General features: G+C 70.7%; 9 protein-coding genes. 2 read left to right on the top strand and 7 right to left on the bottom strand.

Features of this window, described 5'->3' with window-relative positions; all coding sequences use genetic code 11:
* The 4 genes from ACV4UX_RS13795 to ACV4UX_RS13810 form a co-directional block, all read right to left on the bottom strand.
* On the bottom strand, window positions 1-370 hold a 370-nt coding region (locus tag ACV4UX_RS13795; RefSeq protein WP_491593857.1), incomplete at its 3' end, for a hypothetical protein.
* A gap of 228 nt (window positions 371-598) precedes the next feature.
* The gene (locus ACV4UX_RS13800) at window positions 599-1,525 is read right to left on the bottom strand and encodes an AraC family transcriptional regulator (protein ID WP_491593858.1); all 927 of its coding nucleotides are present in this window, start codon (window positions 1,523-1,525) and stop codon (window positions 599-601) included.
* A gap of 4 nt (window positions 1,526-1,529) precedes the next feature.
* Window positions 1,530-2,366, bottom strand: coding sequence for a zinc dependent phospholipase C family protein (locus ACV4UX_RS13805; protein ID WP_491593859.1), 837 nt, complete (start codon window positions 2,364-2,366; stop codon window positions 1,530-1,532).
* 79 nt (window positions 2,367-2,445) lie between these two features.
* Window positions 2,446-4,173: an AMP-binding protein gene (locus tag ACV4UX_RS13810; protein ID WP_491593860.1), complete on the bottom strand. Its 1,728-nt coding sequence runs from the start codon at window positions 4,171-4,173 to the stop codon at window positions 2,446-2,448.
* A 112-nt stretch (window positions 4,174-4,285) separates the two neighbouring features.
* Between ACV4UX_RS13810 and ACV4UX_RS13815 the strand changes: the two genes are divergently transcribed.
* Window positions 4,286-6,973: a bifunctional acetate--CoA ligase family protein/GNAT family N-acetyltransferase gene (locus tag ACV4UX_RS13815; protein ID WP_491593861.1), complete on the top strand. Its 2,688-nt coding sequence runs from the start codon at window positions 4,286-4,288 to the stop codon at window positions 6,971-6,973.
* 41 nt (window positions 6,974-7,014) lie between these two features.
* Here the strand turns inward: ACV4UX_RS13815 and ACV4UX_RS13820 are convergent, their stop codons facing one another.
* The 3 genes from ACV4UX_RS13820 to ACV4UX_RS13830 all read right to left on the bottom strand — a co-directional run bounded on the left by ACV4UX_RS13820 (window position 7,015) and on the right by ACV4UX_RS13830 (window position 10,481).
* Window positions 7,015-7,494 carry a GNAT family N-acetyltransferase gene (locus ACV4UX_RS13820; protein WP_491593862.1) on the bottom strand — a complete coding sequence of 160 codons (480 nt, stop codon included), beginning with the start codon at window positions 7,492-7,494 and terminating at the stop codon, window positions 7,015-7,017.
* A gap of 1 nt (window position 7,495) precedes the next feature.
* Window positions 7,496-9,430 (bottom strand): SpoIIE family protein phosphatase, encoded by a 1,935-nt coding sequence (locus tag ACV4UX_RS13825; RefSeq protein ID WP_491593863.1) that lies wholly within the window; start codon window positions 9,428-9,430, stop codon window positions 7,496-7,498.
* Between the two features lie 73 nt (window positions 9,431-9,503).
* On the bottom strand, window positions 9,504-10,481 hold the full coding sequence (locus ACV4UX_RS13830; protein WP_491593864.1) for an ABC transporter substrate-binding protein: 978 nt from the start codon (window positions 10,479-10,481) through the stop codon (window positions 9,504-9,506).
* 123 nt (window positions 10,482-10,604) lie between these two features.
* On the opposite strand from ACV4UX_RS13830, the gene ACV4UX_RS13835 reads away from it, so the two are divergent.
* Window positions 10,605-13,048 (top strand): MGH1-like glycoside hydrolase domain-containing protein (locus ACV4UX_RS13835; protein WP_491593865.1); only part of this gene is annotated, 2,444 nt, incomplete at its 3' end.

Below are 13,048 nucleotides of genomic sequence, written 5' to 3' on the forward strand. Positions count from 1 at the left end.
ATTGTGAACCGAAGGCCGCACGGGAACACCTCGCTGACGGATCGTCGCACGCTCCTGCGGTCTCCATGCCCAGCCAGAGGCAGCAGTTGAAGACCACCACGCCGCACAGGGACTGAAAAGCCAGCACGGCCCAGTGGCGCGGCGAAAGCCGCAGGGGCGGGGACGAACGGGAACCCCCAGCCCGACGCGCCCGGTCCAGGAGCCACAGGGCCGCCCCGGCCAGGAAGAGCCGGGCCGCAAGCACAACGAAAAGGGGGATGCCCCGCAGGGCCACTTCGCCCAGGGGGGCCGTGGCCCCCACCAGGACCATGGCCAGGGACATGTCCAGCACCGGGCGCAGGGTCGCGCCATTGTGAACCGAAGGCCGCACGGGAACACCTCGCTGACGGATCGTCGCACGCTCCCACGGGAGGTACGCGCGAGGGGTCATGCCCCGGAAGGGGTGCGGGGGTCTTGGACGATCTTGCCCTGGCGCATCACGCCCGGGACGCGCCGGAGACAAACCGGAGACGGCGCGGAGCCGGGGACCGGCCGAGCCCGATGACGATCAGACCCGGCGGCCCAGGCGTGCCGGACTCCCCTCGATGGTCCCGCGCGCTTAGCGGGCCTGGCGGGCGAAGCTTTGGGCGTACTGGCCCGGGGTGAGGCCGGTGAAGCGCTTGAAGGCCCGGTTCAGGTGGCTCTGATCGCTGAAGCCGCAGGCCAGGGCAACGTTGGCGATGGGCTCGCCCCGCGCCAGCAGGCCACGCGCCTGCTCCACGCGCAGTTGGAGCTGGTAGGCGTGGGGAGCGATGCCCACGGCGCGGGTGAAGGCCCTGGTGAGACGCCAGGGCGAGAGCCCGGACTCGCGGGAAAGCTCCTCCAGGGGGACGGGATGCGCGGCGCGTTCGTGCAGGAAATCCCTGGCCAGGGCCACGGCCCCCGGCTCGCGGCTCCGTCTGTGCCGGGCCGGAGCCGGCCCTTGGCCGGGAACCGGTGCGACCGCCAATGCCGTTCCTGCTCCCGTTCCCGATGCCAGAACCGGGGCCAGAGCGGGGGCGGGGCTGCGCTCGGCGTGCCGGGCGATCCAGGCCGACAGCAGGGCGCGCAGGCGCTCCTGGCGTTCCAGGAGCGTGGCGGCCCCGGCCTCCAGGTCGCGGTGCAGGGCGGCCAGCCCCCCGGCCAGGACGGGGTCGTCCAGCACGCCGGAGGCGAACTCGGGCAGGCGCGCCGCGCCCTCGTCCAGTTCGGAGGCCACCTCCGCAAGGACGCGGGGCTCCAGGTAGAACATGCGGTAGGTCCAGCCCGCGTCGCAGGCAGGGCGGCCGTCGTGGACCTCGCCCGGGGCCGTGAGGTTCACCAGCCCCGCCCGGGCCAGGCAGGAGCGGCCCAGGTAGCGGAAGCCCAGCGCGCCCTCCTCCACCACGCCCACGGCGTAGCCCTCGTGGAAGTGACGGGCGAAGCGGACCTTGAGACCCCTGGCCGCCAGGCACTCCACGCCCTCAAGCCCGCCGGGCCTGAAGACGCGGGCCGCCGGGCGCTCCACGGGGCTAGGCCACGTCCTGCAGGACGGGGCTGGGCAGGGGTGGGAGCCGCAGGGACAGGGACTCGGGGGCCAGGCCGCGCCGGGCCAGGGCCAGGTTGCGGCTGCCTATGGGGTCGAAATCCATGAGCGCGGCCCCGCGCGGATCGCGCAGGATCTCCAGCACGGAGCGCAGCGAGAGCTCGAACATGCCCTCCAGGCCGCAAGCCTCGTCGGGCAGGGGCATCACGCGCTGGGCGAAGCGCAGCGAGCGGTGCCAGCCGCGCAGGCCTCCCAGACGGGCGCTGCCCTGGAACACGCCCTTGCGGCAGACGTAAGCCAGGGGGTTCTTGCGCAGGGTCTCCACGAGGCTCTTGTCCACCAGCTTCTGGGAGGGGCGCGAGAGCTTGCCCGCGCGGCCCAGGCCGCCGGTGAGGCGCGAGTCCGCCTGCATCTCCACGTAGACGTGGGCCAGGTTGTTGTGCAGGGCCGTGCGCGCGATCACCTGGGGCACGTAGAGGTTGTGGGCCACCACGTCGGCGGCCAGGTGGGAGAGGTAGCCCAGGGCGTGGGCCTTGAGCTGGCGCGTGCGGGCCGAGTCCAGCAGGCTCTGGGCGCTCTGCCAGTTGTGGCTGTGCCCGGGCTTCACGGAGACGCCCTTGCCCACGAAGAAGTCGGCCGAGAGGCAGCCGTAGAGGAACGTGCGCGGATGCTGGGAGATTACGGCGGCCGCAGCCTGGGGCAACAGGTCCAGGTTGGCCAGCACGAAGCGCGCCGCGGCGGTGTGCACGCCGGGGCCCCACGCGAAGGCCTCCCCGGGAGAGAGAAGCACGGCTAGAAACGACACGACGAGAACGAGGATCAAGGCATGCCTCCGCCGTCCGTTACGGACGCCCAGCTATCTATGCCTTGTTCCGGGCATGTCAAGGGTTTCCCGCGACTCCTCAGAAGAGGGCGTCCGTCCCGCCGAGAAGTTGCGTCATCACGGAGGGATCGGCCAGCCCGGACACCTCGCCGGAGCGGCCCTCGGCCGCCTGGCGCAGGGCGTGGCGGGCGATCTTGCCGGAGCGGGTCTTGGGGAGTTCCTCCACCACGCGCACGTCCAGGGGGAAGCTCTGGCCCGGCAGTTCGCGGCGCACCAGGGCCGCGATGTCCCCGGGCGCGGCCTGAGGGTCCTGGGCCTCGGCCTTGAGCGTGGCGTAGACCACCACCTGCCCGCCGCAGCCCACGGCCGCAGCCTCGGCCACGTCGGGGTGGGAGGCCACGGCCTCCTCCACGTGCACCAGGGGCAGCTCGCACCCGGCCAGCTCGGAGCGCCCGAGCACGAGGATCTTGCCGTCCTGGGAGAGCCTGGCCAGGTCGCCGGTGTCGTAGCCACCCGACGTGGGCAGGGAGGAGCCGTCCGCCAGGGATCGGGCCAGTCCCGGCCAGGGGCTTTCCAGCACGAGGCGCTGGTCCTGTCCGGCGACCAGGTCCACGCCCGTGAGCGGGGCGAGCCCGCCCTGGCTGCCCGAGATCATGAGCACGCCGCCGGTTTCGGTCTGGCCCCAGGCGTCCACCACGGGGGCGCGGCCCTTGGCCACGCAGCGCGAGAGCCAGCGACGGTTCTCGGGGGTGAGCTTTTCGCCCACGCTGACCACCAGCCGGAGCGCGGGCAGGTCGCGCGCGGCGGGCCAGGCCTCTCCCTCGCGCATGAGCTGGCCCGTGACGGCCGGAGTGGTGATGAGCGTGGCCACCTGGTGCTTCTGGGCGATGCGCCAGAGGCGGTCGGGCTGGGGGTGGCTGGGCGATCCCTCGTAGAGAAGCGTGGCCGCGCCCAGGCACAGGGGGGCGTAGACGGCGTAGGCGTGGCCCATGATCCAGCCCGGCTCGGCCAGGCACCACAGGGTCATGCCCGGCCCGACGCCGAAGGCCTGGCGCGCCGAGTAGGCGCACGCCGTGAGGAAGCCCCCGGCCGAATGGACCACGCCCTTGGGACGCCCCGAGGAGCCCGAGGTGTAGAGGATGAACAGGGGGTCCTGCGCGCCGTGCACGGCGGCGGGCAGGAAGGGCGGCGTGGGGTGGGCGTCCATGAGCTCGCTCCACCAGAGATCGTCCGGGCGGGCGTTCTCCAGGGGCTGGCCGGTGCGGCGCACGATCACGCGGCGCGGGCCGCCATCGGGCTGGCTCACGGCCACGGCGCGCCCGGCCTTGAAGCAGCCGTCGGCGGTGATGAAGAGCCTGGCCCGGCAGGCCTCCAGACGCTCCGAGACCACGGCGGGGGAGAGCCCGGCCGGGAACACCAGGTGCACCGCGCCCAGGCGCGCCAGGGCCAGCATGGCCACCACCAGCTCGGGCAGGGCGGGCAGGGAGAGGCCCACCACGTCGCCCTTGGAAACGCCCAGGCCCGCCAGCACCACGGATGCGCGACGCACCTCGGCCGAAAGCCCGGCGTAGGTGAGCGTGACGGCGTCGCCCTCGGGCTCGCCCTGCCAGATGAGCGCGGGCACGTCGGCGCGACCCGCCGCGAGGTGGCGGTCCAGGCAGTTGGCGCTCACGTCCAGGGAGGCCCCCTCGAACCAGTTGGAGGACTGCTCCATGGAGGCGGGACAGGCCCTGGTCCAGGGCTCGCTCCACTGGACCAGTTCGTGGGCGCGCTCGGCCCAGAAGCGTTCGCGGTCGTGTTGGTTCATGGCTCTCCTCGCGGCGCGGCGAAAATCGTGCTTGCCGGATCGTCGACGTGCATCTATCCTGAGATTGTCAGGAAGTCATAGCTCAACCCTTACACCGTAACAAGCGCCCAGCATGAGCGTCGCCAATCTGGACGGGCTGTTCAAGCCCAACTCCGTGGCCGTGATCGGAGCCACCAACGAGCCGGGCCACGTGGGACGCGTGGTGATGGAGAACCTGCTTGCGGGCAAGTTCCTGGGCCCGGTGATGCCGCTTTCCACCACCGAAGACTCCATCCTGGGCGAACCCGCCTACAAGGGCGTGGACACCCTGCCCCTCACCCCCGACCTGGCCGTGCTCTGCATCCCCCCCCAGGAAGCGCCGGACTACATCTACCGCCTGGGCCGACGCGGCGTGAAGGCCGCCGTGGCCCTCTGCCCCGGCTACGCCCGGCTCGATCCGGGCGACAAGTGGGAAGTGCAGGAAAAGATGCTCGCCGCTGCCGAGGAAGAGGGCATCCGCATCCTCGGGCCCTCGGGACTGGGCCTGATCATCCCGGCCATCGGGCTCAACGCCAGCCTGGTGAAGGCGGACCCGCCCAAGGGCCGCATCGCCTTCATCTCCCAGTCGGCCTCGCTCTTCACGGGCGTGCTGGACTGGGCGCGCGGCCACGGCGTGGGCTTCTCCTACGTGGTCTCCCTGGGCGACCGGCTGGACCTCAAATACCACGACCTCCTGGACTACCTCACCAGCGACCCCAACACCCGCTCCATCCTGCTCTACCTGGAGAGCGTTTCCGACGCGCGCAAGTTCCTGAGCGCCGCGCGCGCCGCAGCGCGCAACAAGCCCGTGCTGGTGGTCAAGCCCGGGCGTCGGCGCGGGCCGGGCGGGGAGTCCCTGGCCAAGCCCGGCCAGGGCCTGGACGAGGTGTACAACGAGGCCTTCCGGCGCGCGGGCATGCTGCGCGTGTTCGAGATCGACGCCCTCTTCGACGCCGCCCAGACGCTCTCCAAGACCCAGCAGTTGCGCGGCGACCGCCTGGTGATCCTCACCAACGGCGGCTCCGTGGGCGTGATGAGCGCCGACACTTTGGTGGAGCGCGGCGGCAAGCTGGCCATGCCCGCCCCCGAGACCGCCCGCGCCCTGCGCGAACTCATCGGCCCCAACTGGCTGCGCGACGGCATCGTGGACATGGGGCTCACGGCCTCGCCGGAACTTTACCGCGAAGTGCTCGCGCTCCTGCTCAAGGACAAGGAGTCCAACGCCGTCATGGTGCTCCACGTGCCCTTCGCGGCCGTGGCGGGCGAGGAGGCGGCCCAGGCCGTGATCCAGGCCGCCGCCAAGAGCCAGCGTCCGGTGTTCACCTGCTGGCTGGGCCACGGCGTGGCCGAGGCCTCGCGCGCGCTTTTCGCCAAGGCGGGCATCCCCTCCTACGCCACGCCCGACACCGCCGTGCGCGCCTTCCTGGACCTGGCCAACCACCGCCGCACCCAGGAACTGCTCATGGAGATGCCGCCCTCCATCCCGGCCGGGTTCACCCCGGACACCGAGGCCTCCCAGGGCGTGATCCAGGCCGTGCTCGAAGACGGCCGCTCGGAACTCACCGAGCCCGAGGCCAAGGTGGTGCTGGCCTCCTACGGCGTTCCCGTGATCTCCTCGCGCCTGGCCGGAAACACCGAGGAGGTGGTGGAGGCCGCGCGCGACCTTGGCTTCCCCGTGGCCCTGAAGATCGTCTCCCCCGAGATTCCCCAGCCCTTCGACGTGGGCGGCGTGGTGCTCGACATCGAGGACGAGGCCGAGCTGCGCCAGGCCGCCCAGGCCATCAAGGCCCGGGCGCGCAAGCTGGAGCTTGGGGCCTCCATCAAGGGCTACATCGTGCAGAAGATGGGCCGCCGGGGCGCGCAGGAACTCCTGGTGCAGGCCATGGTGGACCCGGTGTTCGGCCCCTACATCCGCTTCGGCCAGGGAGGCCTTGCGGCAAAGCTCTCCCAGGACAAGGCCATCGCCCTGCCGCCCCTGAACATGAGCCTCGCGCGCGACCTGATCAGCCGCACCCGCGTGGCCGCCTTCCTGCGCGGCCTGGGCGGACGCCCCCCGGCGGACCTGGACGCCATCTGCCTGACCATCATCCAGGTGGCCCAGCTGATCATCGACATCCCCCAGATCCAGGAAATCGACGTGAACCCCCTCTTCGCCGACTCCCAGGGCGTGGCGGTGCTGGGCGCGCGCATCCGCGTGGCCGAGGTGATGGCCTCCGGGCAGGACCGCCTGGCCATCCGCCCCTACCCCAAGGAACTGGAAGAGGAAGTCACGCTGAAAAACGGCAGACGGGCGCTCATCCGGCCCATCCGGCCCGAGGACGAGCCCGCCCACTACGAATTCTTCAAGCACCTTTCCCCGGAGGATCTGCGTTTCCGCTTCTTCGGCGTGGTGCGCGAGCTCTCCCACATGGAGATGGCCCGGCTCACCCAGATCGACTACGAACGCGAGATGGCCTTCATCGCCTCCTCGCCGGGCGAGGAGGGGCAGGCCGAAACCCTGGGCGTGGTGCGCGCCTCCACCAAGCCCGACAACTCCTCGGCCGAGTTCGCCATCATCGTGCGCTCGGACCAGAAGAGCCTGGGCCTGGGGCGGATGCTCATGGAGAAGATCATCCGCTACTGCCGCGAGCGGGGCACCGGGGCCATCAAGGGCCAGGCGCTCCTGGAAAACAAGGGCATGCAGGGGCTGGCCGAGAAGGTGGGTTTCGAGGTGTGGCGCAACACCGACGACGACGTGGCGGAGATGTTTCTGGACCTCAAACAATCGACAACACACCGATAAGCGCCGATCTTTTTCATGTTTGATTTCAAATGTTTAATCAGTCAATCCTGCGGGCTTGATCCTGGGCGCGCCACACGCTCCATGCGCAGCTTGCGCACCCTGAAGCCCAGCGTCTCGTAGAAAGCCGCCGCCCCCTCGTTGCCTCCCACCACTTCCAGGGAGACCCCGCTGACGTTCATGCCCTCCAGCCAGGCGAGGCCACGCTGCGCCAGCTCGCGCCCGAGGCCCCGGCCGCGCCAGGCCTCCTCCACAAAGAGCGTGGCCAGCTCGCCCGCGCCCGCCGCGTCGACGGCCACCACGGCGAATCCCACGGGCTCCTCCCCGGCCAGGGCCAGCCAGGCCCGCAGGCCGCCCTCCGAGACGGCGCGCCACTTGGCCAGACGCCAGGCGAAGTCCCGCCCGGCGTAGAGCGCCGCGAAATCCGGGCTCACCCGGCCGTGGTGGGCGTTGAGGCGCTCCCACAGGGAAGCCGTGCGCTCCAGAAGCTCCCGACCGCCTTCCACGAACGTCACCTGCTCCACGTCATCGCTCTCCTCGCTTCGCCCCCCGGTAGACCAGGGCCAGCACGGTGATGTCGTCGGCCTGCTCCGCCTGGCCCTGGAAGGCCCGCACCGAGGCCGTCACGCCCTCGCAGACCTCGCGCGCCCCGCGCCCGGAGAGGGCGGCCGCCGTCTCCAGGAGACGCTCGGAGGTGTAGAAGGACCGCGCCTCGTCCACGGCCTCGTTCACGCCGTCAGTGGTCACCAGCAGGCACTGGCCGGGCTCCAGGCGCACGCTCATGTCCTTGTAGACGGCCACGTCCATCACGCCCAGGAAGAGTCCCTTGGGCAGGGGCAGCCAGGCGGCCCCGCCCCCGCCCATCAGCGCCGGGGGGTTGTGCCCGGCGTTGGAATAGGCCAGCTCGCCCGTCTGGTGGTCCAGGATGCCCAGGAACATGGTCACGAAGAGCATGGACTCGTTGTCCACCAGGAGTTCGCGGTTCACGCGGTCCAGGATGGCCGCCGGGGAGTGCTCCACCTCGGCGATGCCCTTGATGAGCGTCTTGGTCACGGCCATGAAGAGCGCGGCGGGCACGCCCTTGCCGGACACGTCTCCCACCAGGAAGAGGAGCCTGCCGTCCTCCAGCAGGAAGAAGTCGAAAAGATCGCCGCCAACTTCCAGTGCGGGCTCCAGGGAGGCGTGCAGCTCGAAGGCCCCGATCTCCGGGAAGGGCGGGAAGCGCTTGGGCAAAAAGCTCATCTGGATGGTCCGGGCGATCTTCAGCTCGGACTCCATGCGTTCCTTGGCCTTGGTGGTCTCGGTGAGGTTGGCGATGTACTCGCGCAGGGCCAGGCGCATCTCCTCGAAGGAGCGCGCCAGTTGGCCCACCTCGTCCCCCGTGGCGGGCTGGGGCACGGGGATGTCCAGGTTGCCCCGGGCGATCTCTGCGGTGCGCCCGGCCAGGGTTTTGAGGGGCCGCGTGATGGACGTGGACACCACCACGACCACCGCGAAGAGCAGCGCGAATCCGCCCAGGCCGATGCCCAGAACCTGGCGGCCCAGGCGCTCCAGGTCCGCGAAGAGCTCGCCCTCGGGGATCACCAGGCCCATGGACCACCCGGTCTTCATCACCGGCGCGTAGGAGAGCCAGGCCGGACGGCCCAGCACGAACTCCGGCAGGCGCACGAAGCCCGTCCCTCCCCGGATCATCTCCTGGCCGATGCGGCGCAGCTCCTGGCTGTTCGCCTGCTCCGCCAGACTGAACACCGACTCGCGCATCACGAAGGAGGCGTCCGGGTGCGTGAGGAACACCCCGTTGCGCGAGAGCAGGAAGGCGTAGCCCGAACGGTACACCGTGATGCCCGAGAGCAGGTCGCGCAGCCACTCCAGGGACACGTCCGCCGTGACCACGCCCATGAAGGCCCGGCGGCCGTCCTCCACGGCGTGGAAGGGCACGCCGTAGGTGCTCATGACGATGCCGCCGCCGCCCTCGTCGAAGTAGGGCTCGCTCCACAGGGGGCGGCCCAGCTCCTTGGGGATGAGAAACCAGTCGGCCAGGGGGTAGCCCTCGTCCTCCAGCTCCTTGACCACGGGCACGCCCTCCACCTTGTAGGCGTAGGGCGCGAAACGGCGCAGCCCCGGCTCGAAGGCCCCCGGCGCGTAGGCCACGCAGGCCCCGTAGACCGCCGGGTTGTAGACGATGAAGCCCGTGAGGTCCTGCCGGACGGCCTGGCGCGTGGGCTTCGCCTTGCCGTAGCCGTAGGCCAGCAGGCCCGGAATCTCCTCCACCGAGGCCAGCACGGACTCGATCTTGCGGGTGCTGGCCAGGGTCAGGTTGCCTGCGTCCTCCCGGGCCTGGCGCACCAGGGCCTCCTTGGACGCGGTGTGGTGCCAGGCGAAGGCCGCCCCGAAGATGGCCGTTGTGCAGGCCAGGATCACCAGCGAGAGCCGGAAGGCCAGGCCCCGCGAGGCCCGCATCCCGGAAACGGCCGCGGCCGACGGATGACCGCCGCAGGCAGCGCCTGAAGGCCGCGCGCCGGGCGAGGGTGCGTCAGAAGGCCGGGACACGGAAATCCTCGTAGCGCACGGGGGTCGCCAGAAGCCCCTCCTCCTTCAGGGCTCGGGCCATGGTCTCGAACTCCTCCCGGGAGAGCGGCCCGGGGCCTGGGCCGCCCTGGGGCGTCATGGCCTCGCGCAGGCGCTCCAGCATCCACTTCTGGTGCATGCGGTTGGTGGGCAGGTGCGCGGCGCGCACCTCCACCATCACCAGATCCAGGGCCTCCTCGGGGTGGTCGAACACCCAGCGCCAGCCCTCGATGCTGGCCTCGGCCACGGCGCGGCAGAGATCCGGGTCGGCCCGGCAGGTGTCCTCCAGGGCGTAGAGGCCGTCCTCGGGGTAGTCCAGGCCGTGGTCGCGCATGGGGAAGACCGTCAGCTCCCAGGGGTCGAGCCCGGCGTTCAGGAGCACATGGTATTCGTTGTAGTTCATGGCGGCCATGGCGTCCGCTCCGCCGCGCAGGAAGAGGTCCACGGTGAAGCCCTGGGGCAGGGGCTTCACGCCCACGCGGTATTTGCGGAAAAAGGCCCGGGGCTGGATGTTGTATTCCTTCTCCCAGAGGCTCACGCGTCTGCCCTGCAGGTCCTCGGGCTTTTCGATGCCGCTGGCGCGCCGGGCCACCAGGAGCATGGTTGCGCCGCGCAGGAACTGGGCCAGGTTCACGAGCTTCAGGCCCTCGGAGCGCTCGCGCAGGGCCGTGGAGAGAAAGAGCGTGCCGAACTGGGCGCGCCCAAGGGCCAGCAGGGCCGAAGGCGGGCTGGCGGGGCCGCCGCGCAGGATCTCCAGGTCCACGCCCCGGGCGGCGTAGAACCCCTTGGCCCGCGCCGCGTAGTAGCCCGCGAACTGGGCCTGGGGCTCCCACTGGGGGATGAGCGCCGCACGCCGGAGTTCTCCGGCGCAGGCTGCATCCCACGCCAGCAGAAGCGCCAGCAGGGCCGCAAGGCCCAGGAGGTGATCCGCCCGCACACGCATGCCCCACCCTATCCCAGGATGCGGCCCGTATGGAAGGCGCGCCGGGGACTAATTTGCCGCCCCCCCTTGAACTCGGCCGCGAAAGGCCCCATCACGAAACTGAACCCGCAAGGAGGCCACGCCATGAACGCCGAGGAACAAAGGCTCCTGGAGCACCGCGAAGGCACGGCCGACTGGAAGCGTCTGGGCCCCTACCTCTCCGAGCGCCAGTGGGGCGCCGTGCGCGAAGACTACTCCCCCGACGGCGACGCCTGGAACCACTTCCCCCACGACCACGCCCGATCCCGCGCCTACCGCCACGGCGAGGACGGCATCGCGGGCTTCTGCGACGACCGGCAGCGCCTCTGCTTCGCCCTGTGCCTCTGGAACGGGCGCGACCCCATCCTCAAGGAGCGCCTCTTCGGGCTGGCCAACGAGGAGGGCAACCACGGCGAGGACGTGAAGGAATACTCCTTCTACCTGGATTCCACGCCCACCCACTCCTGGATGCGCCAGCTCTACAAGTACCCCCAGGCCCCCTACCCCTACGAGGATCTGGTGCGCACCAACGCCGCCCGCTCGCGCCGGGAGCCTGAATACGAGCTTCTGGACACCGGCGTCTTCGACGACTCCAGGTACTTCGACGTGTTCGCGGACTACGCCAAAGCCTCGCCCGGCGACGTGCTCGTGCGCGTCACCGTCCGCAACCGGGGGCCGGAAGCGGCCACGCTGCACCTTCTGCCCACGCTGTGGTTCCGCAACACGTGGTCCTGGGACGAGGGCCGCCCCAGGCCCGAGATCGCCGCCGTCGCCGGGGCGCGGACGCCCGCCCTGCTCGCCCGACTGAACGACCCCGCCCTCGACCCGCCCCTGCCGGACTTTCTTCTGCGCTGCCAGTCCGGGGGGCGTTTTCTCTTCACCGGGAACGAATCCAACACGGAGCGCCTTTGGGGCGCGCCCAACCCAAGCCCGTATGTGAAGGACGCCTTCCACCGCCTGCTCATCCACGGCGACGCCTCGGCCGTGAACCCGGAGGGCAGGGGAACCAAGGCCTGCGTCCACTATGTGCTCCATCTGGAGGCGGGCGGGGAGGCGGAGGTCCGCCTGCGCCTGAGCGAACGGGCCGCGTCGTCGTGCGCAGGACCGGACGCCCCCGGGCGCGACGCCCCCCGGACGCTTCCGCCCGGTCCGTGCACTCCCGAGCCGGACGTCGACGAACCCGACCCTCTCGGCGCGGAGTTCACCCGGATCATGGACCAGCGCCTGGCCGAGGCCGACGCCTTCTACGCGGGCCTGACTCCCCGGGCGGCCAGCGCCGACGAGGCCATGGTCCTGCGCCAGGCCCTGGCAGGCATGTTCTGGTCCAAGCAGTACTACCGCTTCGACCTGGACCGCTGGCTGCGCGACCACGGCGCGCACCCCCTGGAGCACGCGGAGCGCCCCTGCCGCAACCGGGAATGGTTCCACATGGACAACGACCACGTGATCTCCATGCCCGACAAGTGGGAATATCCCTGGTACGCCGCCTGGGACCTTGCCTTCCACTCCCTGGCCCTGGGCCTGGCCGACCCGGACCTGGCCAAGGAGCAGCTGCTGCTCATGCTGCGCGAGGACTACCTGCACCCCAACGGCCAGATCCCGGCCTACGAGTGGAACTTCTCCGACGTGAACCCCCCCGTGCACGCCTGGGCCGCGCTCTTCACCTACCGAACGGAGCAGTCGCGCACGGGCAGGGGCGACCTGGATTTCCTGCGCCGGGCCTACGCCAAGCTGCTGCTCAACTTCACCTGGTGGGTGAACCGCAAGGACCGCTTCGGCCGCAACGTCTTCGACGGCGGTTTTCTGGGCCTGGACAACATCGGAGTCTTCGACCGCAGCAAGGGCCTGCCCGAGGGCGGCTGCCTGGAACAGGCCGACGCCACGGCCTGGATGGCCCTCTACTGCCAGAACATGGTCGAGATGAGCCTGGAACTCTCCCGCCACGACACCCACCAGGAGGACCTGCTCCGCAAGTTCCTGGAGCACTTCCTCTGGATCGCCTCGGGCATGAACCGCCCCGGCCCCGAGGGCATGTGGGACGAGGAGGACGGCTTCTACTACGACCTCCTGCGCCTGCCCGACGGCAGCGCCCGACGGCTGCGGGCGCGCTCCATGGTGGGGCTCCTGCCGCTGTGCGCGGCCACGGTGATCGAGGACGACGGCCGGGACACCCTGGCGCGCATGGAGGCCATGATGCGCCCGCGCCTGGAGCGCATGCCCGAACTGGCCCGGAGCATGCACCCCTTCGGCCCGGCCCACCGGGGCGCGAAAGGGCGCGGGCTCCTCTCCCTGCTGGACGAGACCCGCCTGCGCCGCATCCTGGCCCGACTTCTGGACGAAAACGAATTCCTGAGCCCCTGCGGCATCCGCTCGCTCTCGCGCCACCACCTGGACCACCCCTACTCCATCGAGGTGCAGGGCCAGACCCACAGCGTGGGCTACGTGCCCGGCGACTCGGACTCCTGGATGTTCGGCGGCAACTCCAACTGGCGAGGCCCGGTGTGGATGCCCGTGAATCAGTTGATCATACGGGCGCTCCTGCAATACTA

It is taken from the genome of Fundidesulfovibrio sp., from assembly GCF_058402725.1.